Consider the following 24782-nt stretch of genomic DNA (forward strand, 5'->3'; position numbering starts at 1 on the left):
TGGATCCAGATTTGCCCAGAGGCTGGTTATACTTCGCGTTTAAAGGAATCAGTGGATACGGACCATGACTGAAGTTGCCCTGGACACCGCAACCCCACACGCTCCCTCGGTCATCCGGCTGCTGCTCGACAAACTCGGCGTGGCCTACCGCGAGGTGGTCGAACATCCGCACCTGCCGGCAGCGTCGCGGGTACAGGCCGTGCTGCTCGACGACGAGGTCGGCGCCCTGATGGTGCTATTCCCGCAGAGCCAGCTGCTGGACCTCAACCGCCTGGCCGAACTGACCGGTCGCAAGCTCACTGCGGTGTCGGTGCCTCGCCTGAAGCAGATGCTGGACAAGCACCAGCTCAAGGCCCTGCCGGGCATCCCGGCGCTGACCAGCTCGCCGTGCCAGTACGAAAAGAGCCTGCTCGACGCCGAAACCGTATTTATCCAGTCTGGCGAAGCCGGCCTGCTGCTGGAAATCGAACGCGCGCACTTCAAGCGCATGCTGGTCAAGGCCAGCGCCAGCAGCTTCGGCCAGGAAGTCGAGGCAATCAGCCCCAACCTCGACCGCCCCGATGATGACACCCGGGAAATCACCAACGCCGTCCAGGCCTTCACTGCCCGGCGCATCCAGAAGCGCCTGGAAGAAACCATCGAAATCCCGCCGCTGGCCGACACCGCGCAAAAGATCATCAAGCTACGGGTAGACCCCAACGCCAGCATCGACGATATCACCGGCGTGGTCGAAACCGACCCGGCGCTGGCGGCACAGGTGGTGAGTTGGGCGGCATCGCCTTACTACGCCTCACCTGGCAAGATCCGCTCGGTGGAAGACGCCATCGTGCGTGTGCTGGGCTTCGACCTGGTGATCAACCTGGCCCTGGGCCTGGCGCTGGGCAAGACCCTGAGCCTGCCGAAAGACCACCCGCAGCAAGCCACGCCGTACTGGCAGCAGTCGATCTACACCGCCGCGATCATCGAAGGCCTGACCCGCGCCATGCCACGGGCCGAGCGCCCCGAGGCCGGCCTGACCTACCTGGCCGGGCTGCTGCACAACTTTGGCTATTTGCTGTTGGCGCACGTGTTCCCGCCGCACTTCTCACTGATCTGCCGCCACCTGGAGGTCAACCCGCACCTGTGCCACACCTATGTGGAACAACACCTGCTGGGCATCAGCCGCGAGCAGATCGGTGCCTGGTTGATGAAGCTGTGGGACATGCCGGAAGAACTGTCCGCCGCACTGCGCTTCCAGCACGACCCGGCCTATGAAGGCGAGTTTTCGGCGTTCCCCAACCTGGTGTGCCTGGCTACCCGCCTGCTGCGCTCGCGGGGGATTGGCTCGGGGCCACAGCAGGAGATTCCAGACGAATTGCTGGAGCGGCTGGGGATTACCCGGGAAAAGGCCGAGGATGTGGTGAACAAGGTGCTCGAGGCAGAGAGCCTGCTGCGTGAGCTGGCTTCGCAGTTCCACGCACCTCACTGACATGATTGGCCCCTGTGGGAGCGGGTTTACCCGCGAAGTTCGCGACGCGGTACATGGCACCGGCGTTGCCGGTGTTCGCGGGTAAACCCGCTCCCACAGGGTATGAGTCAGCAGGCCTATTGAGTTTCAGCCCTTCTTCTTCGGCTTCAGGTACTTCATCAATCCCTGGAACCACATCACCAGCGCCGGGTTGCCCTTGATCTGGATGTGCTTGTCCTGAATCCCCTGCATGAACGCCAATTGCTTGTTACCTGCCTGCATGGTGGCGAAGCCATAGGCGGCGTCCTTGAAGGCAATGGCGAACGCTGGCTGCGGGTGCGCACCGCCCTTGCTGCTGATGCGTTCGTTGTTGACTATGAAGTGCCGGGCGACCTTGCCGTCCAGGGTCTGCATCTGGAACACCAGGTCCTTGCCCTTGAGCTGCTGCTGGAAAGCCGGGTTGTTGCGGCTGGCCCTGGCCATCAACAGCCCCATGGCCCAGAGAAGAAAGCGGAACTTCATCAACGCGCCTCGAATTAAAAGTGACTAAGGCGCGCAGTCTATCCTTTTCCAGAACTTTTTATGCAAGTTCGAAACATTTTGCCTGCAGAAAGCACAACGGGCGCCCTGAGGCGCCCGCTTGGCTGACACTGGGGTTGTCAGGGAGCGATCACTTGCCTTTCTTGGCCGGCTTGACGGGGGCGTTGACGCTGTCGCGCAAATTCTTGCCTGGCTTGAAAGCCACGGTATTGCTGGCCTTGATCTTGACCGGTTCACCGGTTTGCGGGTTCTTGCCGGTACGCGCACCGCGATGACGTTTTTCGAAGGTGCCGAAACCGACCAGGGTCACGGTGTCCTTGTCCAGGGCACCCGTGATGCTGTCGAGAATCGCGTTCAAAACCTGATTGGCCTTTTCCTTGGTCAGATCGGCCTTTTCGGCGATGACGGCGGCGAGTTCTGGTTTGCGCATAGTGAAGCCTCTTTGACGGAATTCTTGTTGTTATGCCGTGCTGCCCTGGGAGCAGCGCTCAAGGCACCGCAGGCTCTAATCTGCGGCAGACGGAAGTGAGGATGGCACGTGCACAGGGGCCGCGCCAGTATCTGGGCGGCCATTGTGCAAGCAACAACAGGATAAATCCGACAGAACGCCAGCTATTTACGCCATCACGGCCGGCAACTGGCGATTCAGGGCCAGCTTTTCCATCACGGCCGCCCCGGTGAGGGCGTAGCCCAGCAGCTTGCCCTCTGCATCAAGGCAGAGCACCTTGAGGTCACTGCCCTGCCCCTCTACCCGCCAGGTGCCGTCGTGGCCCAGGGGAGGCGGTGAGACCACCAGCGGGCAGGCCGGGGTTTTCACGGTGATCGGCATCGGCCCGTAGGCGACCGTTGTCGGCTTGCCGGCCAGGGTTTGCGCCAGGGCCCGGGCACAGCTCATCAGCGGCATCACATAAAGCAGGTTGATGCCATCGACTTCGGCACAGTCGCCAAGGGCAAAGATGTTGGCGTGGGACGTGCGCAACTGGCGGTCCACGCAAACGCCGCGGTTGGTCTGCAGGCCAGCAGCGGCAGCCAGGTCGGTGCGCGGGCGCAGGCCGATGGCCGAAACCACCAGGTCGCAGGCGATCACGCTGCCGTCGGACAAGTGCGCCTCCAGGCCCTGCGCCACCTGCTGCAGGCGGGTCAGTACCGGACCGAGGTGAAAGCGCACGCCCAGGCCTTCCAGCCCGGCCTGCACGGCAGTGGCAGCGGCCGGGTGCAGCAGGGTCGGCATGACTTGCTCGCACGGCGCCACCACATCGACCTGGAAGCCGCCCAGGCTCATGTCGTTGGCTAATTCGCAGCCGATCAGGCCGGCACCGAGGATCAGCACACGCTGTTTGCCGACGGCAGCTGCACGGAAGCGCGCGTAGTCTTCCAGGTCGTTGATCGGGAACACCCGATCGCCGCCATCACCTTCGATCGGCACCTGCACCGTCTGTGCGCCCCAGGCCAGCACCAGATCGCGGTATTCCACCGCCTCTTCACCTATCCACAAACGCTTGTGACCCGGGTCGATGCCGCTGATGCGGGTATGGGTGTGAATCTCGGCATTCAGTTGCTCGGCCATGGCGCCCGGCTCGGCCATGCTCAGGCCGTCGGCGTCCTTCTGCTTGGCAAAGCCGGTGGACAGCATGGGCTTGGAGTAGGAACGACCGTCATCGGCGGTGATCAGCAGCAGCGGCGTCTGCGCATCGAGCTTGCGAAATTCACGGGCCAGGTTGTAGCCCGCAAGGCCGGTACCGATGATTACCACAGGGGACGTCATGTCGTGCTTTCCTCGATTAGCCGATGGAGATCATTTCAAAGTCGCTCTTGCCCACGCCGCAGTCGGGGCATAGCCAATCTTCAGGCACGTCTTCCCAGCGTGTGCCGGGGGCGATGCCGTCGTCGGGCCAGCCTTCGGCTTCATCGTAGATCAGGCCACAGACAATACATTGCCACTTCTTCATCAGGTCTTTTTCCTCGGTTCAAGCTGGAGCTTTGTGTTGCTGCTGATGGCCTCTTCGCGGGTGAACCCACTCCTACAGCGACCGCGTAGCCTGTGGGAACGGGTTTACCCGCGACGAAGCCTGCGCGCAATTCGTGGGGCTTTGTAGCGGCCCTGTCAGCAGTATGCAAGCAGTCCGGGCAATCATGCTAAGCTCGCCGCCTCTCTGGTTGTAACAAGCAGACCGACGTGTCGTACGAATCCCCGCAAGCAGCCGCTGTCGCGTGGCTGCCGTATTCACGGCTGGCGACCGACATCGACCAGCCCACCCTTGACTGGCTGTTCGACGAGGGCTCGCTGACCCGCCGCCTGACCCGCCTGTCCAACGATCACTTCTCTGTCACCCCGCTGTTTGAGGGCTGGCAGCCGCTGCGCGATGACGAATGCCAGGCACTGGGCATCGCCGCCGGTGCCGAAGGCTGGGTGCGCGAGGTGTACCTGCGCGGCCATGGCCAACCCTGGGTATTCGCCCGCAGCGTCGCCAGCCGCAGTGCCCTGGAGCGCGGCGGGCTGGACCTGGAAACCTTGGGCAGCCGTTCGCTGGGCGAGTTGCTGTTCTGCGATCAGGCATTCATCCGCCACCCCATCGAGGTGTGCAGTTATCCACAAGCCTGGCTGCCGAGCGAAGCCGCCCATACTGCGCTGTGGGGCCGCCGGTCGCGCTTCGAACGTGGCGGCCTGGACTTGCTGGTGGCAGAGGTGTTCCTGCCAGCATTGTGGCAAGCGGCCAAGGAGGAAAACCGCTGATGTACATGCAACTGCTGAAGTCGCTCAACCGCCTGCACCCACGGGCCTGGGACTTTGTCCAGCTCAGCCGCATGGACCGGCCGATTGGTATCTACCTGCTGCTGTGGCCGACCTTGTCGGCGGTGTGGATTGCCGGCAACGGTTCACCAACCCTGGCCAACGTGCTGATCTTCGGCCTCGGTGTGGTGCTGATGCGCGCCGCAGGTTGCTGCATCAACGACTTTGCCGACCGCAAGGTGGACGGCCACGTCAAACGCACAGCCGACCGCCCCCTTGCCAGCGGCCGGGTCCGCCCGCGCGAAGCATTGGCGCTGTTCGCCATCCTGGTCGGAGTGAGCTTCCTGCTGGTGCTGTGCACCAACAGCCACACGGTGTGGCTGTCGTTCGGTGCGGTAGCTCTGGCGTTCTGCTACCCGTTCATGAAGCGCTACACCTATTACCCGCAGGTGGTGCTGGGGGCGGCGTATTCCTGGGGCATTCCCATGGCCTTCACCGCAGCGGGTGGCGAGCTGCCGGCCAGCGCCTGGCTGCTGTATATCGCCAACCTGCTGTGGACGGTGGGCTACGACACCTACTACGCCATGGTCGACCGTGATGACGACCTGAAGATTGGCGTGAAGTCGACCGCCATCCTGTTCGGCGATGCCGACCGCACCATCATCCTGACCTTGCAGCTGCTGTCGCTGGGCTGCCTGTTGCTGGCCGGCAGCCGCTTCGAGCTGGGTGGCTGGTTCCACCTGGGGCTGCTGGGCGCGGCGGCGTGCTTTGCCTGGGAGTACTGGTCGACGCGCAAGCTGGACCGGGAGTCGTGCTTCAAGGCGTTTCTGCACAATCACTGGGCGGGGATGCTGGTGTTCGTCGGGGTGGTGCTGGATTACGCACTGCGCTGAATATTCTGGGGCCTTGCAGCCCATCGCGACACAAGGCCGCTCCTACAGGGTATCGCGCATTCCTGTAGGAGCGGCCTTGTGTCGCGATGGGCCGCAAAGCGGCCCCGGCAATCTCAAGGCTTGGCAACGTGCCAGACGTCCTTCATGCCGTCACCGGTCATGTCGCCGGCCTTTTTGTCCTTGATGAAGGTGTACAGCGGCTTGCCGTCATAGGCCCACTGCTTGCTGCCATCATCGCGCATCACTACTGTCCACTTGTCCTTGGCCGGTTCGTCATTGGCCTGGACCATCAGCGGCGGCCAGTTTTTGGCGCATTCGCCATTGCACATCGACTTGCCGCCCGCATCCTTGTCGAAGGTGTACAGGGTCATGCCGGCATGATCGACCAACATCCCGCCCTTCTCCATCGCATGGTCGGCCAAGGCCACCCCCGGGAGCGCCAGCGCAGTGAAAAGGGCCATCCAGCTCAGCGTTTGTCGTGTCATTGGATTCACCATTGTTTCGGGGGGATTGAGTTCTGGTTGCCACAACTACGGCCCTTTCAAGCCTAGTTCAGTCATGGAATGTCGCCAGAACGGCCAACACCCTGTCACACAGCTGCAATAATTCCGTTATCTAATGCGGGCCAAGACACCGTATCCAGGAGAGGTTTTGAGCATGGTTGGCAGGAACATTCTGATCGTCGACGACGAAGCACCAATTCGCGAGATGATCGCCGTTGCCCTGGAAATGGCCGGCTATGACTGCCTGGAAGCGGAAAACTCCCAACAGGCCCACGCGATCATCGTCGACCGCAAACCGGACCTGATACTGCTCGACTGGATGCTGCCGGGCACCTCCGGCATCGAGTTGGCCCGCCGCCTCAAGCGCGACGAGCTGACCGGCGACATCCCGATCATCATGCTCACCGCCAAGGGTGAAGAGGACAACAAGATCCAAGGCCTGGAAGTGGGTGCCGACGACTACATCACCAAGCCGTTCTCACCACGCGAGCTGGTCGCCCGCCTGAAAGCCGTGCTGCGCCGCACCGGCCCGAGCGACAGCGAGGCACCGATCGAAGTCGGTGGCCTGCTGCTCGACCCGATCAGCCACCGCGTGACCATCGACGGCAAGCCAGCCGAGATGGGCCCTACCGAATACCGTCTGCTGCAGTTCTTCATGACCCACCAGGAGCGCGCCTACACCCGTGGCCAACTGCTGGACCAGGTATGGGGCGGTAACGTCTATGTCGAGGAACGCACCGTCGACGTACACATCCGCCGCCTGCGCAAGGCGCTGGGTGAAGCCTACGAAAATCTGGTACAAACCGTCCGGGGCACCGGCTACCGCTTCTCGACCAAGAGCTGATCGAGCTGAAAGGCGCCAAGCTGCACGTCGTTGTACAAGGACCGTCAATTGAACCAGAACTGGCACGCGACCCTGATTCGCCACCTGCTGCTGCTGATTACCGTCTGCCTCATCGGTGGGCTGGTCAGTGGCTACTATGGCTGGAGCCTGGCCATCGGCCTGGCGCTCTACCTGGGCTGGACCCTCAAGCAACTGCTGCGCCTGCATGACTGGCTGCGCAACCACCAACCCGACGAAGCACCGCCCGATGGCTACGGGCTGTGGGGCGAGGTGTTCGACAGCATCTACCACCTGCAACGCCGCGACCAGCGTGTACGCGGCCGCCTGCAGGCGGTGATCGACAGGGTGCAGGAGTCTACTGCCGCACTGCGAGACGCAGTGATCATGCTCGACAGCGATGGCAACCTGGAATGGTGGAACCGCGCCGCCGAGACCCTGCTGGGCTTCAAGACCCCACAGGACGGCGGTCAGCAGGTGACCAACCTGGTGCGCCACCCGCGCTTCAAGGAGTACTTCGAGGCGGGAAACTACCTCGAGCCGCTGGAAATCCCTTCGCCGATCAACGACCGCATGCGCGTGCAGTTGCACATCACCCGCTACGGCAACAACGAGCACCTGATGCTGGTGCGCGACGTTACCCGCATCCACCAACTGGAGCAGATGCGCAAGGACTTCGTCGCCAACGTGTCCCACGAGCTGCGCACGCCGCTGACGGTCATCACCGGCTACCTGGAAACCCTGCTGGACAACGTCGAGGACGTGAACCCGCGCTGGAGCCGAGCCCTGCAACAGATGAGCCAGCAAGGCTCACGCATGCAGACACTGCTCAACGACCTGTTGCTGCTGGCCAAGCTTGAGGCCACCGACTATCCGTCGGACAACCACCCGGTGGCGGTCGATGCCTTGCTCTGCGCGATCAAGAACGACGCCCAGGCTCTGTCCGGGCCCCGCAAACAGCGCATCACCCTTGAAGCCGCGCCCGGTGTGCAGTTGAAGGGCAGCGAGTCAGAGCTGCGCAGTGCCTTTTCCAACCTGGTGTTCAACGCGGTCAAGTACACCCAGGACGAAGGCAGCATCCGGATTCGCTGGTGGGCCGATGCCCAGGGCGCACACCTGTCGGTGCAGGACTCGGGGGTGGGCATCGATGCCAAGCACCTGCCACGTCTGACCGAGCGCTTCTACCGGGTCGACTCCAGCCGTGCGTCGAATACCGGGGGCACCGGGCTGGGGCTGGCGATCGTCAAGCATGTGCTGATGCGCCACCGCGGCAAACTGGAGATCAGCAGCGTGCCGGGGCATGGCAGTACCTTTACCTGTCACTTCGCGCCGGCACAATTGGCCAACGGCAAGGCTTGAGGGCCTCGGGGGCTGCTTTGCAGCCCATCGCGACACAAGGCCGCTCCTACACGGGATCGCGGAGCGGCCTTGTGTCGCGATGGGGCGCAAAGCGCCCCCAAAGAATCCATCGCCCTTTGCTTTTACGGTCCCAGCCGCTACATTGGACCCCCTGTGCCAGCAAGAGCTGGCACTTTTTTTCTCTCTATCTCGAAGACGGACCCCGTAAAAACTCCATCATGGACCCTTCCCCTGGTATCAGCCTCACCTCGTTATTCGCCGATTTCGGCATGATCATCTTTGCCTTGCTCCTGGTGCTGCTCAACGGCTTCTTCGTTGCCGCCGAGTTCGCCATGGTCAAGCTGCGCGCTACCCGCGTCGAGTCCATCGCCGAGTTGCATGGCTGGCGTGGCAGCATCCTGCGCAAAGTACACAACCAGCTCGACGCCTACCTGTCGGCCTGCCAGCTGGGGATCACCCTCGCCTCGCTGGGCCTGGGCTGGGTCGGTGAACCGGCGTTCGCCCACCTGCTCGAGCCGCTGCTGGCATACCTTGGCGTGGACACGCCCGAGCTGATCAAGGCGATATCGTTCTTCGTCGCCTTCTTCGTCATTTCGTACCTGCACATCGTGGTCGGTGAGCTGGCGCCCAAGTCCTGGGCCATCCGCAAGCCAGAACTGCTGTCGCTGTGGACCGCCGTGCCGCTGTACCTGTTCTACTGGGTGATGTACCCGGCCATCTACCTGCTCAATGCCAGCGCCAACACCATCCTGCGCATTGCTGGCCAGGGCGAGCCCGGCCCGCATCACGAGCACCACTACAGCCGTGAAGAACTCAAGCTGATCCTGCACTCCAGCCGTGGCCAGGACCCGAGCGACCAGGGCATGCGCGTGCTGGCCTCTGCCGTGGAAATGGGCGAGCTGGAGGTGGTCGACTGGGCCAACTCGCGCGAGGACATGGTCAGCATCGACGCCCATGCGCCGTTGAAGCAGATACTGGCGCTGGTACGCCGCCACAAGTTCAGCCGCTACCCGGTGTACGACGCCGAGCGTGAGGAGTTCACCGGCCTGCTGCATATCAAGGACCTGCTGCTGGAACTGGCCGAACTCGAGCACCTGCCCGAAACCATCGACCTCGACGACCTGGCCAGGCCGCTGGAGCGTGTGTCGCGGCACATGCCGCTGGCGCAGTTGCTGGAGCAGTTCCGCAAGGGCGGCGCGCACTTCGTGCTGGTGGAGGAAGCCGATGGCAAGGTGATTGGCTACCTGACCATGGAAGACGTGCTGGAAGTGCTAGTGGGCGATATCCAGGACGAGCACCGCAAGACCGAGCGCGGCATCCTCGCCTACCAGCCGGGCAAGCTGCTGGTGCGTGGCGACACGCCGCTGTTCAAGGTCGAGCGCCTGCTGGGCGTCGACCTTGACCATATCGAGGCGGAAACCCTCGCAGGTCTGGTCTACGAGACGCTCAAGCGCGTGCCTGAAGAAGAGGAAGTGCTGGAGGTCGAAGGGCTGCGCATCATCATCAAGAAGATGAAAGGGCCGAAGATCGTGCTGGCCAAGGTGCTCAAGCTGGATTGAGGGCCAGGGGGCTGCAAAGCAGCCCCAAAAATCTCAAGGGTTACCCGCAGTGAAGTCAGGCAACCCTCCGATCGGCCTGTCGAACCGATAAGGTATCGATTCCAGCGCCAACCCCACATTGCGCTGTACCACGAAATGCAGGTGCGGCCCGGTGCTGTTGCCGGTATTGCCCGACTTGGCCAGCATCTGCCCCTGCCGCACCCGTTGCCCCTCTGCCACCACCACCGAACCGCGCATCAGGTGCAGGTAGACGCCCATGGTGCCGTCCGGGTGCAGGATCCTGACGAAATTGCCCGAGGGGTTGGGGCCGCGCCCGCTCTGGCTGTTCTCCGTCTTCACCACCACCCCTTCCCGCGCCGCGATGATGGTGGTGCCTTCGGGCATGGCGATGTCCATGGCGTAACGCCCCTTGGGCCCAAAATGACTGACCCGGCCATTGGGGCCCTGGGTCACGCGGAACGGCCCGCCAATCCAGGGGAATGCATAGCGGAAGCCCTGGGGCCGCTTGCCCGGGTCGCCCATGGCCTGTAGCAGGGTCGAGCGGTAGTTCAGCAGCATCCCGGGGCGCCCCCTGAGCACGCTGAGCATTTGCGTGGTGCGCGGCGGCAGTACGCGGCGCACGGTACGCGGGGCATTGCCACCTTGTGCGTTCACCAGGTTGTCCAGGCGCAACTCCACCTCCACTGGCACGTGTAGCTGGTTGCGGGCCGAAAAGCTCACGCCGCCGTTGAAGGTTATCGCGTTCAGCAGCACCTGGGCTTCGGGCACTTCGACCATGGGTACGCGCCGCACAAAGGTTTTGGCACCGGGGCCGGGCCGGTCGGAATAGGAGGTCACACGGCCATCATCGGTGATCTCGTAAATGGTCATGCCCAGGCTCGGCGCCGAGGCCATGAGCAATGCACAGAACAGCAGCAGGCGGGCGGGCATGATAGTGGCTTTTTGACAGTTATGGTTTGTCGAAGCCTAGCAGGGGGTTTTGCGACGGGTATGACAGTTGGTCGGATGGCCCGGGGTTGCGCAGCGTTTTGTAGGAGCAGCCTTGTGCTGCGAATGGGCTGCGGAGCAGCCCCGGCAATGCTTGCGGCGGCATTGATACCTGGGGGCTGCTTTGCAGCCCATTCGCAGCACAAGGCTGCTCCTACAAAAAGTGCGGTGTGAGGCTGCGGTCAGGCGCCCGGGGTGAAATGCTTCTGCGCCGTCCCGCGGGCAATCAGCCGCGACAGGTAGTCGAGCTTCTGGGCATCCTGATCGACGAACTTGAAGGTCAGTTGCAACCAATCGCTGTCGGGCTTGGGCTCAAGTGCCGCGACGGCATGCAGGTAGCCGTTCAGGCGCGCGATTTCGGCGTTCTCGCCCTGCTCCAGGTCCAGCACCGCGCCTTCCAGCACCTGTGGCAGCGCTTCACCACGGCGCACCACCAGCAGCGCCTCTTTCAGGCTCAGCGCCTTGATCACGCACGGCTGCATGCCGCCGGCCAGGCGCAACTGGCCCTGGCCACGGCCGGTCGGCGCAGGAGCGGCGGGCCGGGGGGCATTGGCCACTGGCCTGGCGGGTGCGGTTGCAGGTGCCGGAGCTGGCGCCGCGACCTTCACCGCTTCAGGCTTGCCGGCTGTCAGCGCATTCAGCGAGTCATTGGCGAACGCCGAGTTGACCCGTGCCGGGCCGCTTGACATCAGGCTGTCGAGCTTGCCGATCTTGGTCAGGGCCTTTTTCACCTTGGTCAGCAATTGCTCGTTGGTGAATGGCTTGCCGACAAAATCGGAAACGCCCGCCTGAATCGCCTGGATGACGTTTTCCTTGTCGCCACGGCTGGTCACCATGATGAATTGCAGGTTCTTCAACTCAGGCTGCTGGCGGCACCAGGTGAGCAGTTCCAGGCCGGACATTTCCGGCATTTCCCAGTCGCACAGAACCAGGTCGAACGCTTCCTTGCCCAGCATGGCCATTGCCTTGCGACCGTTGACGGCGTCGTCGATGGTCATGCCCGGGAAGGCATTGCGCAGGCATTTGCGGACCAGATCACGGATAAACGGGGCGTCATCCACGACCAGCACATTCACTTTACTCATCGATACTCCTTCTGAATCCCGACTAGCCTACCGCCGAATAATGGCCACTTGCTACAACCTGGTCACGCCGGGACTTCTTCACATCGTTCGCGGGTGCCTGCCGGCTCCTCGACCGCAAACGAAAACGCCCGGCCAAGGCCGGGCGTCGATGCTCGGGAGCAACCTTACTTATCGTCAGGTTCAGCCGGAACATTAGCGTTATCGCCGTCGGAAACAGCAGTGCCTTGCACTTCTGCCGTCATGCGCTTGAGGCCCATGTGACGCACGTCGGTGCCGCGCACCAGATAGATCACCAGCTCGGAGATATTGCGCGCATGGTCGCCGATACGCTCCAGCGAACGCAGGACCCAGATAACGCTCAGTACCCGCGAGATCGAGCGCGGGTCTTCCATCATGTAGGTCACCAGCTCACGCAGGGCGGTCTTGTATTCGCGGTCGATGGTCTTGTCGTACTGGGCCACCGACAGCGCCAGGTCGGCGTCAAAGCGGGCAAAGGCGTCCAGCGCGTCACGGACCATGTTGCGTACCTGATCGCCGATGTGGCGCACCTCGACATAGCCGCGCGGTGACTCGCCTTCCTCGCACAGCTGGATGGCGCGGCGGGCGATCTTGGTCGACTCGTCACCGATGCGCTCCAGGTCGATCACCGACTTGGAGATGCTGATGATCAGACGCAGGTCGGAGGCCGCCGGCTGACGACGGGCGAGGATGCGCAGGCACTCCTCGTCGATGTTGCGCTCCATCTGGTTGATCTGCTCGTCGACTTCGCGCACTTGCTGGGCCAGGCCCGAGTCGGCTTCGATCAGCGCAGTGACTGCGTCGTTGACCTGCTTTTCGACCAGGCCACCCATGGCCAGCAGGTGGCTACGCACCTCTTCGAGCTCGGCGTTGAACTGCTGGGAAATGTGATGCGTAAGGCTTTCTTTGTTGATCATCGTTCGCTCCGCGAAGAAGCTGCAAGCTTCAAGTAGTTCGTGTCGTGCCCTGGCTGGCCAGGCTTAGCCGTAGCGACCGGTGATGTAGTCTTCGGTCTGTTTCTTCGCCGGGTTGGTGAACAGGGTGTCGGTATCCCCGAATTCGACCAGTTTGCCCATGTACATGAACGCGGTGTAGTCCGAAACACGGGCCGCCTGCTGCATGTTGTGGGTCACGATGACGATGGTGTACTTGGATTTCAATTCGTAGATCAGTTCCTCGACTTTCAGGGTCGAGATCGGGTCCAGTGCCGAGCACGGTTCGTCGAGCAGCAGCACTTCCGGCTCCACGGCGATGGTGCGGGCGATGACCAGACGCTGCTGCTGGCCACCGGACAGGCCCAGTGCCGAATCGTGCAGGCGGTCCTTGACCTCGTCCCACAGTGCCGCGCCCTTCAGCGCCCATTCGACCGCTTCGTCCAGCACGCGCTTCTTGTTGATGCCCTGGATCCGCAGGCCGTAGACCACGTTTTCGTAGATGGTCTTTGGGAACGGGTTGGGCTTCTGGAACACCATGCCCACACGACGGCGCAGCTCGGCCACGTCTTCGCCCTTGCGGTAGATGTTATTGCCATACAGGTTGATGGCGCCTTCCACGCGGCAACCATCAACCAGATCGTTCATGCGGTTGAAGGTGCGCAGCAGGGTCGACTTGCCGCAGCCGGACGGGCCGATAAAGGCGGTCACGCGCTGCTTGGGAATGTTCATCTGCACATCGAACAGCGCTTGTTTGTCACCGTAGAACAGGCTCAGGCCCGGCACTTCGATGGCTACGGTTTCTTCGGCCAGGCGCAGGCTCTGCTTGTCGCGGCCCAGGGCAGACATGTCGATGCCGTGGGTATGGGATTCTTGCTGCATGGTCAACTCCATACGCTAACAATTCGTTTCCAAGGGCCGCCCGTTTAACGGGCGGCACGCTTGCAATCAGGATCAGCTGTCGAGGGCCTTGTACTTCTCGCGCAGGTGGTTACGGATCCACACGGCCGAGAGGTTGAGGGCCGCGATCACCAGCACCAGCAGCAACGCCGTGGCGTATACCAGCGGCCGCGCGGCTTCTACGTTGGGGCTCTGGAAGCCGACGTCATAGATATGGAAGCCCAGGTGCATGATCTTCTGGTCCAGGTGCAGGTACGGGTAGTTCCCGTCCACCGGCAGGGATGGAGCCAGCTTTACCACACCCACCAGCATCAGCGGCGCCACTTCACCGGCGGCGCGGGCCACGGCGAGGATCATGCCGGTCATCATCGCCGGGCTGGCCATCGGCAGGACGATCTTCCACAGGGTTTCGGCCTTGGTAGCGCCCAGGGCCAGCGAGCCTTCGCGCACGGTGCGCGGGATACGCGCCAGGCCTTCCTCCGTGGCCACGATCACCACCGGCACGGCCAGCAGCGCCAGGGTCAGCGATGCCCACAACAGGCCTGGGGTACCCAGGGTTGGCGCCGGCAGTGCTTCGGGGAAGAACAGGCGGTCGATCGAGCCACCCAGCACGTAGACGAAGAAGCCCAAGCCGAACACGCCGTAGACGATCGCGGGCACACCAGCCAGGTTGTTCACCGCGATGCGGATCAAGCGGGTCACCGGGCCCTGTCTGGCGTATTCGCGCAGGTACACGGCAGCCAGCACACCGAACGGGGTGACGATCACGGCCATGATCAGGGTCATCATCACAGTACCGAAGATGGCCGGGAAGATACCGCCCTCGGTGTTGGCTTCACGCGGGTCATCGCTGAGGAACTCCCAGACCTTGGTGAAGTAGGTGCCCAGCTTGGTGAACCCCGACATGGCGTTAGGCTGGATGGCGTGCACCACCTTGCTGAGGTTGATTTCCACTTCACGGCCGTTGCCATCACGGGCCACCAAGCTGTCGCGGGCGAAGGCCTGGTGCAGACCGGTCAGGCGGTCTTCGATGGCCTTGTAGCGACTGTTCAGCTCGGCGCGCTCGGCGTCCATATCGGCCTGGGCGGCGGCGTCCAGCTTGCCGTCCAGCTCCAGCTTGCGCGCTTGCAGACGCAGGCGCTCGAGGCCATGGTTGATGGCGCCGATGTCTTTCTTTTCGAGGCTTTGCAGTTCGCTGTTGAGCTGGTTGGCGCGCTTGAGGCGGGCCTGCAGCTCGGCCCAGGCCGCAGCGCCTTCGGCGACCACGCGGCCTTCTTCCTTGACGCTGACCAGGTAACCGTAGAAGTTGCCCCACTCGCGGCGCTCCAGGGCGACCAGGTCGGTCGGGTGCCTTTCGTCGACCAGCCAGTCGCCGACCACCCAGGTGAAGTCGCTGCCGTTGAGGTCGCGGTTGCCCACCTTGATCAGCTCACGGGTCATGAACTCCGGGCCTTGGTCAGGCACTGGCAGGCCGGCGCCCTTCAGGCGGGCACGGGGTACTTCTTCCTTTTGCACCACTTCGCCAATGACGACATGGTCGGCCTGGCCCGGCACCTTGTAGGTAGCCTGGACAAGATCGGCCGGCCAGAAGTGGCCCAGGCCGCGCACGGCAATCACCGCCAGCAGGCCAACGGTCATGATCACTGCCATGGCCACCGCGCCGCCGCTCATCCAGACGCCTGGGGCGCCGCTCTTGAACCAGCCTTTGAGGGAATCCTTTTTCACGGATCGCTACCTTTCTATCAAAGCGACGAGTATTTCTTGCGCAGACGCTGGCGAATCAGCTCGGCCAAGGTGTTCATGATGAAGGTGAACATCAGCAGCACCAGCGCGGCCAGGAACAGCACGCGGTAGTGGCTGCCGCCGACTTCCGATTCCGGCATTTCCACCGCCACGTTGGCGGCCAGGGTGCGCATGCCCTCGAACAGGTTCAGCTCCATCACCGGGGTGTTGCCGGTGGCCATCAGCACGATCATGGTCTCGCCCACCGCACGGCCCATGCCGATCATCAGCGCCGAGAAGATACCTGGGCTGGCGGTGAGGATGACCACGCGGGTCAGGGTCTGCCAGGGCGTCGCCCCCAGGGCCAGGGAGCCCAGGGTCAGGCTGCGCGGCACACTGAACACGGCGTCTTCGGCGATGGAGTAGATGTTCGGAATGACCGCGAAGCCCATGGCGATACCCACGACCAGGGCATTGCGCTGGTCGTAGGTTATCCCCAGGTCGTTGGTGATCCACAGGCGCATGTCGCCGCCAAAGAACCAGTTCTCGAGGTGCGGGCTCATGGTCAGGGCGAACCACCCGGTGAACAAGATGACCGGGATCAGGATCGCCGCTTCCCAGCCATCCGGGATACGCAGGCGGATCGACTCGGGCAGGCGGGTCCAGGCGAAGCCGGCCAGCAGGATACCGAGCGGCATCAGCAGGAATAGGCTGAACACGCCCGGCAGGTGGCCTTCCAGATACGGGGCCAGGAACAGGCCGGCGAAGAAGCCGAGGATCACCGTCGGCATCGCTTCCATCAGTTCGATCACCGGCTTGACCTTGCGGCGCATGCCCGGGGCCATGAAGTAGGCAGTGTAGATGGCCGCGGCAATCGCCAGCGGGGCCGCCAGGATCATGGCGTAGAACGCAGCCTTGAGGGTACCGAAGGTCAGCGGCGACAGGCTTAGCTTGGGCTCGAAGTCGGTGTTCGATGCGGTCGATTGCCAGACGTATTTCGGCTCGTCGTAGTTCTCGTACCACACCTTGCCCCACAGCGCGCTGAAGGAAATTTCCGGGTGCGGGTTGCGCAGGCTCAGCGGCAGCAGCTTGCCGCCTTCTTCGATGATGATGCGGTTGGCACGTGGCGACAGGGCCAGGATGCCAGGGCCTTCGGCGGCCGGCTCGACCAGCAGGGTACGGTGCGCGGTGCTGTGGAACACGCCCAGCTCGCCTGCGGCGTCGAGGGCGACGAAGCCCTTGCGGCGCTCTTCGGCGTCGATCTGCACGACCGCGGCCTTGCCCATCTGGAAGGTGCGGATCAGCTTGAAGCGCGATTCGCCATCCGGGTCACGGGCCATGAACCACTGGGCCAGGCCGCCCTTGGAGTCGCCGATGATCAGCGAGATGCCGCCGACTAGCTGGGCGGTGGCGGTAATTTCGGTGTCGGCGCTTTCAGACAGCTTGTAGCGGCCGTTGAGGCTCTTGTCGCGCAGGTTGAACACGTCCGCGGTGGCACGGCCGTTGATCACGTACAGCCACTGCTGACGCGGGTCGATGAAGATGTTCTTCACCGTTTCGGTCATCTGCGGCAGTTCGATGCGGTTCTGCTCGGTGGTGACCTCTTCGGTCATCATGTTTTCGGTGCGGGTCAACTCGACCACCTGCAGGTGCGCGCCGGTGGAACCAGCCAGCAGCAGGGTGTCGCCATTGACGTTTACGCTGACATGATCCAGCGCACGCCCCTGCTCGTCGAGCACGAACGGCTGCTCGCCGTACGGGTAGTCGATGCCGGGGGCGATGGTTTTCTTGTTGTCCGGGTAGGTGATCTTGTAGGTGTGGTGAAACACCAGTGCCTGGCCATTGGACAAGCCCAGCACCACCAGCGGGCTACCCGGCTGGTCGGCACTGATCGAAGTGACCTGGGTGCCTGCCGGCAGTGGCAGGTCGACACGCTTGAGCTCGTTACCGGTCTTGGTATCGAAGAACAGTGCCTGGCCCTTGTCCGAAACACGCATGCCCACCAGGTTCTGCTCTTCAAGCGCGATCATCAGCGGCTTGCCGGCATCCTGTTGCAGCCAGGTCGGCTCCAGGGCTTTCTTGCTGGTCAGCTCGGCGCCCTGGAACAGCGGCAGCACCACATAGGCCAGATAGAAGAAGATCAGGGTGATAGCCGCCAATACGGCAAGCCCGCCCACCAGTACATACCAGCGGGTCAGGCGGTCCTTTAGCGCGCGCATGCGGCGCTTGCGTTGCAACTCCGGCGTATTGAAATCAATCCGCACGGGCTGGGAGTTTTGGGTCATGTTGGAATTGGCCAGATCATTCATGCGCACACCCTAGCGGTCCCGTGTGACAAAAACATTACAAATTGGTGACGCACGAAAGCCCGCCGCACAGGAAACCTGGCTTCGGACTGAAATTTCGTGGAAGAGGCCGGGCATCAGCGCCGGCCTCCCCCTCAGTTACTTACTTCTTTGCGACGTTGCCTGCGTGGGACAGGCCCAGGTCAGCCAAGGTCTTGTCGACGACTTTGGCCGGCAGCGGGATGTAGCCATCCTTCACCACGACCTGCTGGCCGGCTTGCGACAGCACCAGCTTGACGAACTCGGCTTCCAGCGGAGCCAGAGGTTTGTTCGGCGCCTTGTTGACATAGACGTACAGGAAGCGCGACAGCGGGTAGGTGCCGTTCAAGGCATTGGCTTCGTTGTCCTCAATGAACTCACCGCCTTCCTTCTTGGCCAGGGCCACGGTCTTGACGCTGGCGGTCTTGTAGCCGATGCCCGAGTAGCCGATGCCGTTCAGCGAGGAGCTGATCGATTGCACGACCGAAGCCGAGCCAGGCTGTTCGTTGACGTTAGGCTTGAAGTCGCCTTTGCACAGGGCTTCTTCCTTGAAGTAGCCGTAGGTGCCCGATACCGAGTTACGGCCGAACAGCTGTACTGGCTTGTTGGCCAGGTCGCCGGTCACGCCCAGGTCACCCCAGGTCTTGACGTCGGCTTTGCCACCGCACAGGCGGGTGGAAGAGAAGATGGCGTCGACCTGGGCCATGGTCAGGCCTTTGATCGGGTTGTCCTTGTGCACGAACACAGCCAGGGCGTCTACGGCGACCGGGATGGCGGTCGGTTTGTAGCCGTATTTCTGCTCGAAGGCCTGCAGCTCGACGTCCTTCATCTTGCGGCTCATCGGGCCGAGGTTGGCGGTGCCTTCGGTCAGCGCGGGTGGCGCGGTGGAGGAGCCGGCAGCCTGGATCTGGATGTTTACGTTCGGATATTCCTTCTTGTAGGCCTCGGCCCACAGAGTCATCAGGTTGGCGAGGGTGTCCGAACCGACGCTGGAGAGGTTGCCCGAAACACCAGTGGTCTTGGTGTAGGTCGGGATCGCAGGATCGACAGCGGCTACCGCGTTGGCGGTTGCAACGCCAGCGGCGGCAAAGGTGAGGGCCGCCATCAAACGCTTCAGTTTCATGCCTTGCTCCTAGCAGGAATATTGGGGTGTTGGATGGAACGGGCCCAAGTATCTGTAGGCCGCATGAATACGATATGACTTGAATATGACAATTGGATGAAAGGCCATCATCAAAAGCAGGTCTGGCCTCTTCGCGGCTAAAGCCGCTCCCACAGGTGCGGCATTGCCCTGAAGCCGGTGCGATTTCTGTGGGAGCGGCTTTAGCCGCGAAGAGGCCAGCAGCCTTAACGCTTGTTGGCCAGGAGGTACAGGCCAACAACCAGACCAACGGCACACAGCCCCGCCACATAGTAGGCCGGCGCCATCGGGCTCACTTTCAGCAGCGCAGTCACCACCATCGGTGTCAGCCCGCCAAAGATCGCGTAGGCCACGTTGTACGAGAACGACAGCCCGCTGAAGCGCACCACCGCCGGGAACGCCTTGACCATCACATAAGGCACCGCGCCAATCACGCCCACGCACAGGCCGGTCACTGCATACAGCGGGAACAGCAGCTCGGGCCGGGTCGGCAGGCTGTGGTAGAAGGTCCAGGAGGTCGACAGCAGCAGCAGGCTGCCGATCACGAACACCCGGCCCGCGCCGAAGCGATCGGCCAGGCTGCCAGCGCCGATGCAGCCGAAGCTGAGCAGCACGATGGCCAGGCTGTTGGCCTTGAGCGAGTCGGTTGGGCTGATGTGGTAGATGCTCTGCAGCAGCGCCGGAGTCATCAGGATGAGCACCACGATGGCGGCTGACAGCATCCAGGTCAGCAGCATCGACAGGATGATCGCGCCGCGATGGTCACGCAGCACCGCGCGCAACGGCAGCTCCTCGGCCAGCGCCTTGCGCTGCTGCATCTCGGCGAACACCGGGGTTTCGTGCAGCCAACGGCGCAGGTACACCGAGAACAGGCCGAATACACCGCCAAGCAGGAACGGGATACGCCAGGCGTAATCGGCCACTTCCTGTGCGCTGTAGACGCTGTTGATCAGGGTCGCCACCAGCGAACCAAGCAGGATGCCCGCAGTCAGGCCTGCGGTGAGGGTGCCGCAGGCGTAGCCGGTGTTGCGCTCTGGCACGTGCTCGGACACGAATACCCAGGCGCCCGGTACCTCGCCACCGATGGCCGCGCCCTGGATCACGCGCATCAGCAGCAACAGGATCGGCGCCCACATGCCGATCTGTGCATAGGTGGGCAGCAGGCCCATGATCAGCGTTGGCAGGGCCATCATGAAGATGCTCAGGGTGAACATCTTCTTGCGCCCGAGCAGGTCACCGAAGTGGGCCATGATGATGCCGCCCAGCGGCCGCGCCAGGTAGCCGGCGGCGAAAATGCCAAAGGTTTGCATCAGGCGCAGCCATTCGGGCATGTCAGCCGGGAAGAACAGCTTGCCGACCACTGTGGCGAAGAACACGAAAATGATGAAGTCGTAGAACTCCAGCGCGCCGCCCAGGGCGGACAGTGAGAGGGTCTTGTAGTCACTGCGGGTCAGCGGCCGCGAGGGCTGCTCGATACTGCTCGGCACGGAAGTCATCGCTCATTGTTCTCTTTGTGGGCATGCAGGCCGCTTGGCATGCGGCTTCTGGATTGGGAGACAGGCGAAGATAGCAAATTGCTGAGCTGCGCCGAAAGCGATACAAAATCCCTACACATATTCATGAATGCGCGGTCGTCGCTGGCCGTTATGCTCTATATACTGGCACTTCGTAGGAAAAGGTTGCTCCTAACGTGGGATGTTGTGCGAAAACGCCGGTCATTACTGTCAGGCGGTTTCGCAGAGTTTCCCTACGGCCGCCCAGTGAAACGAAATCGGCGTAGTATGTTTCAAGCTGAATCGTTTACCCGGCCTTTGCGCCACACCAACGAAAAGCGTCACGGGTCAGAGGCCCCATCGCATGATTGAGCTCGAACAAGAAGATCCAATCCCGCAAGGCGACCTGGCCTTGCAGATCACCGCACTCCCGCGCGAAACCAACGGGTTTGGCGACATCTTCGGCGGCTGGCTTGTCGCCCAGATGGATCTGGCCGGCACCGCCATGGCCAGTCGTGTCGCCGGCGGCCGCGTGGCCACCGTGGCCATCGATCGCATGGCCTTTCTGGTCCCGGTCGCCGTCGGCGCGCAGTTATCGTTCTATACCCAGACCCTGGAAATCGGCCGCAGCTCGATCCAGATGATGGTCGAAGTGTGGAGCGACGACCCGCTGTCCAGCGAATGGCGCAAGGTCACCGAAGCAGTCTTCGTCTTCGTCGCCATCGACGGCAGTGGCCGCACCCGCTCCGTACCTCGTCGCTGAGCCACGCCGGCGGTAAACTCATTGCATGTGCCCGGGTCCAAGGCCCACTGGCAATCAATGAGATGAATGCAATGGCTACCTTCCAGGTCGTAACCGAGCAACATGGCGAACTCAACTGCTGGCGTATCAGCAGTGACCACGCCGAACTACTGATCGCCCAGCAGGGCGCGCAGATCCTCAGCTACCAGCGCGTTGGCCAGCCACCGCTGCTGTGGCTGAGCGACCAGGCCATCTTCCGTAAGGGCAAGTCGGTACGCGCCGGTGTGCCGGTGTGCTGGCCGTGGTTCGGCAACCTGCAGCGCAACCCCCAGGCCGTGCAGGCCATGTACCACGGCGAACAGGCACCCGCCCACGGCCTGGCGCGCGCGCGCGACTGGCAATTGCTGGGTATCGAGGAGGCGGGCGAAGGCCTGCGCATCGAATTCGAACTGCCGGAAGCGCAGGGTGACCTGCCTGGCTGGCCTCATGACGTCGAGCTGAAGCTGGTAGTGGAGCTGGGCGAGGACCTGCGGCTGAACCTGACCAGCCGGAACATGGGAAATACCCCCGTCACCATCAGCCAGGCACTGCACAGCTACTTTGCCGTCAGTGATGTGCGCCAGGCGCGGGTCGAAGGGGTGGAAGGGCTGAGCTATATCGAGACCCTGGCTGACTGGGAGCAGCGCCAGCAGAAGGGGCCACTAGGGTTTGCCGGGGAGACTGACCGGATCTACCTGGCGACCCCGCAAACCCTGAGCATCGTCGACTCGCATTGGGAGCGGCGCATTACCTTGACCAGCAGTGGGTCGCGCTCGGCGGTGATCTGGAACCCTTGGACTGAACGGGCCAGGGAACTGCCAGACATGGCCGACGATGGGTGGCAGCGGATGCTGTGCATCGAGACGGCGAATGTGTGGGATGACCTGGTGGAATTGAAGCCTGGGGGCAGCAGCTCGCTGGGGGTCAGGATTGGCTGTGAAATGATCTGAGTCTTGCAGTGCCTATGCGGGCCTCTTCGCGGGCTTGCCTGCGAAGAGGCCAGTGCAGGCGTCAGAGGTCTGCGTCCTCCACCACCCTCACCTTCCCGGCATCCAGCGCATAGGCCGCATCGGCCAGGTCATTGCTGACCTTCTCCACCTTCAGCTTGCCGCTGACCCACAGCGGTGTGTAGATATCATCGATCTTCAGACCCTTCGGGTAGCGCACCAGCACCAGCTGGTTCGGCGGTGGCGGCGGCACATGGATGCACGCGCCTGGGTACGGCACCAGGAAGAACAGCGTGCTGTTGCCCTTGGCATCGCTCTCCAGCGGCACCGGGTAGCCCCCAAGGCGAATATCCTTGCCATTCATGGCCGCCACCGTCTTGGTCGAGTACATCACCGCCGGCAGGCCCTTGCTCTGCTTCAGGCCGCCCTTGTCGGTAAAGGTACCCATGGCTTCCGGCGAGTTGTGGTCGATTTCGGGCATTTGCTCGAGCGCCTGCTGATCAGACTCGGGCATCAGCTCCAGCCAGTCGGTTTCAGGCAGTTCGGCATGGGCCAGGGCGCTGGCCAGCAACAGTGGGGCGAGGAAAAAGGCACGCATGAAAATGCTCGGCAACTCCAATGAATTGCCGGGCATTCTAACCACTAATCAGCGCTTCTTGATGAATCCGTAAATCACCAGAAGGATCACGGCACCGACCAGCGCGCCAAGGAATCCCGCAGCCTGCCCGGCCTGATAGATGCCCAGTGCCTGGCCGCCGTAGGTGGCCAGCAGGGAGCCGGCAATCCCCAGCAGGATGGTCATGATCCAGCCCATGCTGTCGTCCCCCGGCTTGATGAAGCGGGCCAGCAGGCCAACGATGAGGCCGATGAAGATGGTTCCAATGATACCCATGGCAATCCCTCTGCAGTGAAGATGGAACAAGCCAAAGCCTAGACAGCGCTTTGGCTCGTTGCCATTTCAGAGGGCAAGCCGCTGGTAGAAGTTCGATCAGTTGCCGATCAGGGCTTCTACTTCGGCAATCTTGCGCTCGAGGGTGGCCATGTCGTGGCAGCGCAGGGTGGCGTGGCCAACCTTGCGACCGGCCTTGAACGCCTTGCCATAGTGATGCAGGTGGCAGTCACCGATGGCAACTACCTTTTCCACCGCCGGCACTTCACCGATGAAGTTGAGCATCGCGCTCTCGCCGACCTTGGCGGTCGAGCCCAGCGGCAGGCCGGCGACGGCGCGCAGGTGGTTCTCGAACTGGCTGCATTCGGCGCCTTCGATGGTCCAGTGCCCTGAGTTGTGCACGCGCGGGGCAATTTCGTTGGCCTTCAGGCCACCGTCCACTTCGAAGAACTCGAAGGCCATGACGCCTACGTAATCCAGCTTTTGCAGCACACGGCCGACGTAGTCTTCGGCCAGGGCCTGCAGCGGATGCGCCTGGCTGGCGACCGACAGGCGCAGGATGCCGCTTTCGTGGGTGTTGTGCACCAGCGGGTAGAAGCGGGTTTCACCATCACGGGCACGCACGGCTACCAGAGATACTTCACCGGTGAACGGCACGAAGCCTTCCAGCAGGCAAGGTACACTGCCCAGCTCGGCAAAGGTTCCGACCACGTCCTCAGGCGTGCGCAGCACCTTCTGGCCCTTGCCGTCGTAACCCAGGGTGCGGGTTTTCAGCACGGCCGGCAGGCCGATGCTGGCCACCGCGGCGTCCAGGTCGGCCTGCGAGAGGATGTCGGCGAAGGCCGGGGTGGGGATACCCAGGTCACGGAACATGCTCTTTTCGAACAGGCGGTCACGGGCGATGCGCAGCGCTTCGGCGCTGGGGTACACCGGCACGAACTGCGAGAGGAACGCCACGGTCTCGGCCGGGACGCTTTCGAACTCGAAGGTGACCAGATCAACTTCGTCGGCCAGCTGGCGCAGGTGGTCCTGGTCGCCGTAGTCGGCACGCAGGTGCTCGCCCAGCGGCGCGGCGCAGGCGTCCGGCGCCGGGTCGAGGAAAGCGAAGTTCATGCCCAGCGGGGTACCCGCCAGGGCCAGCATGCGGCCCAGCTGGCCGCCACCGATTACACCGATCTTCATGGGTTGAGCCTCAAGCCTGGCGCGGGTCTGGGTTGTCCAGCACGGTGTCTGTCTGCTCCGTGCGGAACTGCTTGAGCGCCGCGTGGTACTGCGGGTACTTGGCGCCGAGGATGCTGGCCGACAGCAGCGCCGCGTTGACCGCACCGGCACGACCGATGGCCAGGGTGGCAACCGGCACGCCGGCTGGCATCTGCACGATCGACAGCAGCGAATCGACACCCGACAGCATCGACGATTGCACGGGCACACCCAGCACCGGCAGGTGGGTCTTGGCGGCGCACATGCCTGGCAGGTGGGCAGCGCCACCGGCACCGGCGATGATCACCTCGATGCCACGACCCTCAGCCTCCTCGGCATACTGGAACAGCAGATCCGGGGTACGGTGGGCGGAAACCACCTTCACCTCGTAGGGAATGCCGAGTTTTTCCAGCATATCGGCGGTGTGGCTAAGGGTGGACCAATCGGACTTGGAGCCCATGATCACGCCAACCAGTGCACTCATCGTCGA

General features: G+C 62.8%; 25 protein-coding genes. 8 read left to right on the forward strand and 17 right to left on the reverse strand.

Features of this window, described 5'->3' with window-relative positions:
* Positions 1-64 precede the first annotated feature (64 nt).
* Entirely contained in the window at positions 65-1468 is a 1404-nt protein-coding gene (locus E5221_RS27860; RefSeq protein ID WP_102083606.1) for an aminoacyl-tRNA deacylase and HDOD domain-containing protein, read from the forward strand.
* A gap of 126 nt (positions 1469-1594) precedes the next feature.
* On the opposite strand, the gene E5221_RS27865 is transcribed toward E5221_RS27860, so the two are convergent.
* From E5221_RS27865 to E5221_RS27880, 4 genes are all read right to left on the reverse strand, one after another.
* Positions 1595-1969, reverse strand: a complete 375-nt coding sequence (locus E5221_RS27865) for a helicase (RefSeq protein ID WP_010955807.1) — start codon at positions 1967-1969, stop codon at positions 1595-1597.
* Between the two features lie 148 nt (positions 1970-2117).
* Positions 2118-2417 carry an HU family DNA-binding protein gene (locus E5221_RS27870; RefSeq protein WP_013974808.1) on the reverse strand — a complete coding sequence of 100 codons (300 nt, stop codon included), beginning with the start codon at positions 2415-2417 and terminating at the stop codon, positions 2118-2120.
* 186 nt (positions 2418-2603) lie between these two features.
* Complete coding sequence (locus E5221_RS27875; RefSeq protein WP_102083605.1) at positions 2604-3752, reverse strand: FAD-dependent oxidoreductase; 1149 nt, start codon at positions 3750-3752, stop codon at positions 2604-2606.
* A 16-nt stretch (positions 3753-3768) separates the two neighbouring features.
* Positions 3769-3936, reverse strand: a complete 168-nt coding sequence (locus E5221_RS27880) for a rubredoxin (RefSeq protein WP_003253349.1) — start codon at positions 3934-3936, stop codon at positions 3769-3771.
* Between the two features lie 227 nt (positions 3937-4163).
* Between E5221_RS27880 and E5221_RS27885 the strand changes: the two genes are divergently transcribed.
* Complete coding sequence (locus E5221_RS27885; protein WP_015272344.1) at positions 4164-4721, forward strand: chorismate lyase; 558 nt, start codon at positions 4164-4166, stop codon at positions 4719-4721.
* The gene (ubiA, locus tag E5221_RS27890; protein ID WP_061550234.1) at positions 4721-5611 is read left to right on the forward strand and encodes a 4-hydroxybenzoate octaprenyltransferase; all 891 of its coding nucleotides are present in this window, start codon (positions 4721-4723) and stop codon (positions 5609-5611) included. Before E5221_RS27885 ends, ubiA begins: the two co-directional genes overlap by 1 nt.
* A gap of 113 nt (positions 5612-5724) precedes the next feature.
* Here the strand turns inward: ubiA and E5221_RS27895 are convergent, their stop codons facing one another.
* Positions 5725-6096, reverse strand: coding sequence for a hypothetical protein (locus tag E5221_RS27895; RefSeq protein ID WP_039612344.1), 372 nt, complete (start codon positions 6094-6096; stop codon positions 5725-5727).
* 172 nt (positions 6097-6268) lie between these two features.
* Here E5221_RS27895 and phoB point away from each other — a divergent pair, with 172 nt between their 5' ends.
* The 3 genes from phoB to E5221_RS27910 all read left to right on the forward strand — a co-directional run bounded on the left by phoB (position 6269) and on the right by E5221_RS27910 (position 9873).
* Entirely contained in the window at positions 6269-6958 is a 690-nt protein-coding gene (phoB, locus tag E5221_RS27900) for a phosphate regulon transcriptional regulator PhoB (RefSeq protein ID WP_003253341.1), read from the forward strand.
* A 48-nt stretch (positions 6959-7006) separates the two neighbouring features.
* Entirely contained in the window at positions 7007-8314 is a 1308-nt protein-coding gene (phoR, locus tag E5221_RS27905; RefSeq protein ID WP_023661986.1) for a phosphate regulon sensor histidine kinase PhoR, read from the forward strand.
* Positions 8315-8532: 218 nt separating this feature from the next.
* Positions 8533-9873 carry a hemolysin family protein gene (locus tag E5221_RS27910; RefSeq protein ID WP_013974815.1) on the forward strand — a complete coding sequence of 447 codons (1341 nt, stop codon included), beginning with the start codon at positions 8533-8535 and terminating at the stop codon, positions 9871-9873.
* A 33-nt stretch (positions 9874-9906) separates the two neighbouring features.
* Here E5221_RS27910 and E5221_RS27915 read toward each other — a convergent pair whose 3' ends face one another.
* The 8 genes from E5221_RS27915 to E5221_RS27950 all read right to left on the reverse strand — a co-directional run bounded on the left by E5221_RS27915 (position 9907) and on the right by E5221_RS27950 (position 20478).
* Complete coding sequence (locus E5221_RS27915) at positions 9907-10803, reverse strand: M23 family metallopeptidase (RefSeq protein ID WP_123085937.1); 897 nt, start codon at positions 10801-10803, stop codon at positions 9907-9909.
* A gap of 239 nt (positions 10804-11042) precedes the next feature.
* Positions 11043-11945: a response regulator gene (locus E5221_RS27920; protein ID WP_247846729.1), complete on the reverse strand. Its 903-nt coding sequence runs from the start codon at positions 11943-11945 to the stop codon at positions 11043-11045.
* A gap of 164 nt (positions 11946-12109) precedes the next feature.
* Positions 12110-12880: a phosphate signaling complex protein PhoU gene (gene phoU / locus E5221_RS27925; RefSeq protein WP_247846730.1), complete on the reverse strand. Its 771-nt coding sequence runs from the start codon at positions 12878-12880 to the stop codon at positions 12110-12112.
* A 63-nt stretch (positions 12881-12943) separates the two neighbouring features.
* Positions 12944-13777: a phosphate ABC transporter ATP-binding protein PstB gene (pstB, locus tag E5221_RS27930; protein WP_003258171.1), complete on the reverse strand. Its 834-nt coding sequence runs from the start codon at positions 13775-13777 to the stop codon at positions 12944-12946.
* A gap of 72 nt (positions 13778-13849) precedes the next feature.
* A complete protein-coding gene (gene pstA, locus E5221_RS27935; protein ID WP_170977512.1) occupies positions 13850-15466 on the reverse strand; it encodes a phosphate ABC transporter permease PstA in 1617 nt (538 codons plus the stop codon).
* A gap of 71 nt (positions 15467-15537) precedes the next feature.
* Positions 15538-17826, reverse strand: coding sequence for an ABC transporter permease subunit (locus tag E5221_RS27940; RefSeq protein ID WP_247846731.1), 2289 nt, complete (start codon positions 17824-17826; stop codon positions 15538-15540).
* Between the two features lie 139 nt (positions 17827-17965).
* Positions 17966-18964 (reverse strand): phosphate ABC transporter substrate-binding protein PstS, encoded by a 999-nt coding sequence (locus E5221_RS27945; protein WP_003258169.1) that lies wholly within the window; start codon positions 18962-18964, stop codon positions 17966-17968.
* A 224-nt stretch (positions 18965-19188) separates the two neighbouring features.
* On the reverse strand, positions 19189-20478 hold the full coding sequence (locus E5221_RS27950; RefSeq protein WP_247846732.1) for an MFS transporter: 1290 nt from the start codon (positions 20476-20478) through the stop codon (positions 19189-19191).
* A 361-nt stretch (positions 20479-20839) separates the two neighbouring features.
* Between E5221_RS27950 and E5221_RS27955 the strand changes: the two genes are divergently transcribed.
* Both E5221_RS27955 and E5221_RS27960 read left to right on the forward strand, forming a co-directional pair.
* Positions 20840-21238, forward strand: coding sequence for an acyl-CoA thioesterase (locus E5221_RS27955; RefSeq protein WP_003253317.1), 399 nt, complete (start codon positions 20840-20842; stop codon positions 21236-21238).
* A 71-nt stretch (positions 21239-21309) separates the two neighbouring features.
* The gene (locus tag E5221_RS27960) at positions 21310-22206 is read left to right on the forward strand and encodes a D-hexose-6-phosphate mutarotase (RefSeq protein ID WP_247846733.1); all 897 of its coding nucleotides are present in this window, start codon (positions 21310-21312) and stop codon (positions 22204-22206) included.
* 61 nt (positions 22207-22267) lie between these two features.
* Here E5221_RS27960 and E5221_RS27965 read toward each other — a convergent pair whose 3' ends face one another.
* The 4 genes from E5221_RS27965 to purE form a co-directional block, all read right to left on the reverse strand.
* Positions 22268-22837 (reverse strand): DUF3299 domain-containing protein, encoded by a 570-nt coding sequence (locus E5221_RS27965; RefSeq protein WP_013974825.1) that lies wholly within the window; start codon positions 22835-22837, stop codon positions 22268-22270.
* Positions 22838-22849: 12 nt separating this feature from the next.
* Positions 22850-23095, reverse strand: coding sequence for a GlsB/YeaQ/YmgE family stress response membrane protein (locus E5221_RS27970; protein ID WP_003260079.1), 246 nt, complete (start codon positions 23093-23095; stop codon positions 22850-22852).
* A 96-nt stretch (positions 23096-23191) separates the two neighbouring features.
* The gene (locus tag E5221_RS27975; RefSeq protein WP_013974827.1) at positions 23192-24274 is read right to left on the reverse strand and encodes a 5-(carboxyamino)imidazole ribonucleotide synthase; all 1083 of its coding nucleotides are present in this window, start codon (positions 24272-24274) and stop codon (positions 23192-23194) included.
* A 10-nt stretch (positions 24275-24284) separates the two neighbouring features.
* The gene (gene purE, locus E5221_RS27980) at positions 24285-24776 is read right to left on the reverse strand and encodes a 5-(carboxyamino)imidazole ribonucleotide mutase (protein ID WP_003253304.1); all 492 of its coding nucleotides are present in this window, start codon (positions 24774-24776) and stop codon (positions 24285-24287) included.
* Between the last annotated feature and the right edge of the window lie 6 nt (positions 24777-24782).

It is taken from the genome of Pseudomonas sp. A2, assembly GCF_023100865.1.
Taxonomy (GTDB): domain Bacteria; phylum Pseudomonadota; class Gammaproteobacteria; order Pseudomonadales; family Pseudomonadaceae; genus Aquipseudomonas; species Aquipseudomonas asiatica.

What these genes read in the sequence shown, in the direction of transcription:
- E5221_RS27860 (WP_102083606.1), top strand. Translation starts at nt 65, where the DNA reads ATGACTGAAGTTGCCCTGGACACCGCAACCCCACACGCTCCCTCGGTC.
- E5221_RS27865 (WP_010955807.1), bottom strand. Translation starts at nt 1,969, where the DNA reads ATGAAGTTCCGCTTTCTTCTCTGGGCCATGGGGCTGTTGATGGCCAGG.
- E5221_RS27870 (WP_013974808.1), bottom strand. Translation starts at nt 2,417, where the DNA reads ATGCGCAAACCAGAACTCGCCGCCGTCATCGCCGAAAAGGCCGATCTG.
- E5221_RS27875 (WP_102083605.1), bottom strand. Translation starts at nt 3,752, where the DNA reads ATGACGTCCCCTGTGGTAATCATCGGTACCGGCCTTGCGGGCTACAAC.
- E5221_RS27880 (WP_003253349.1), bottom strand. Translation starts at nt 3,936, where the DNA reads ATGAAGAAGTGGCAATGTATTGTCTGTGGCCTGATCTACGATGAAGCC.
- ubiA (WP_061550234.1), top strand. Translation starts at nt 4,721, where the DNA reads ATGTACATGCAACTGCTGAAGTCGCTCAACCGCCTGCACCCACGGGCC.
- E5221_RS27895 (WP_039612344.1), bottom strand. Translation starts at nt 6,096, where the DNA reads ATGACACGACAAACGCTGAGCTGGATGGCCCTTTTCACTGCGCTGGCG.
- phoB (WP_003253341.1), top strand. Translation starts at nt 6,269, where the DNA reads ATGGTTGGCAGGAACATTCTGATCGTCGACGACGAAGCACCAATTCGC.
- E5221_RS27910 (WP_013974815.1), top strand. Translation starts at nt 8,533, where the DNA reads ATGGACCCTTCCCCTGGTATCAGCCTCACCTCGTTATTCGCCGATTTC.
- E5221_RS27915 (WP_123085937.1), bottom strand. Translation starts at nt 10,803, where the DNA reads ATGCCCGCCCGCCTGCTGCTGTTCTGTGCATTGCTCATGGCCTCGGCG.
- E5221_RS27920 (WP_247846729.1), bottom strand. Translation starts at nt 11,945, where the DNA reads ATGAGTAAAGTGAATGTGCTGGTCGTGGATGACGCCCCGTTTATCCGT.
- phoU (WP_247846730.1), bottom strand. Translation starts at nt 12,880, where the DNA reads ATGATCAACAAAGAAAGCCTTACGCATCACATTTCCCAGCAGTTCAAC.
- pstB (WP_003258171.1), bottom strand. Translation starts at nt 13,777, where the DNA reads ATGCAGCAAGAATCCCATACCCACGGCATCGACATGTCTGCCCTGGGC.
- pstA (WP_170977512.1), bottom strand. Translation starts at nt 15,466, where the DNA reads ATGAGCGGCGGCGCGGTGGCCATGGCAGTGATCATGACCGTTGGCCTG.
- E5221_RS27940 (WP_247846731.1), bottom strand. Translation starts at nt 17,826, where the DNA reads ATGAATGATCTGGCCAATTCCAACATGACCCAAAACTCCCAGCCCGTG.
- E5221_RS27945 (WP_003258169.1), bottom strand. Translation starts at nt 18,964, where the DNA reads ATGAAACTGAAGCGTTTGATGGCGGCCCTCACCTTTGCCGCCGCTGGC.
- E5221_RS27950 (WP_247846732.1), bottom strand. Translation starts at nt 20,478, where the DNA reads ATGACTTCCGTGCCGAGCAGTATCGAGCAGCCCTCGCGGCCGCTGACC.
- E5221_RS27955 (WP_003253317.1), top strand. Translation starts at nt 20,840, where the DNA reads ATGATTGAGCTCGAACAAGAAGATCCAATCCCGCAAGGCGACCTGGCC.
- E5221_RS27960 (WP_247846733.1), top strand. Translation starts at nt 21,310, where the DNA reads ATGGCTACCTTCCAGGTCGTAACCGAGCAACATGGCGAACTCAACTGC.
- E5221_RS27965 (WP_013974825.1), bottom strand. Translation starts at nt 22,837, where the DNA reads ATGCCCGGCAATTCATTGGAGTTGCCGAGCATTTTCATGCGTGCCTTT.
- E5221_RS27970 (WP_003260079.1), bottom strand. Translation starts at nt 23,095, where the DNA reads ATGGGTATCATTGGAACCATCTTCATCGGCCTCATCGTTGGCCTGCTG.
- E5221_RS27975 (WP_013974827.1), bottom strand. Translation starts at nt 24,274, where the DNA reads ATGAAGATCGGTGTAATCGGTGGCGGCCAGCTGGGCCGCATGCTGGCC.
- purE (WP_003253304.1), bottom strand. Translation starts at nt 24,776, where the DNA reads ATGAGTGCACTGGTTGGCGTGATCATGGGCTCCAAGTCCGATTGGTCC.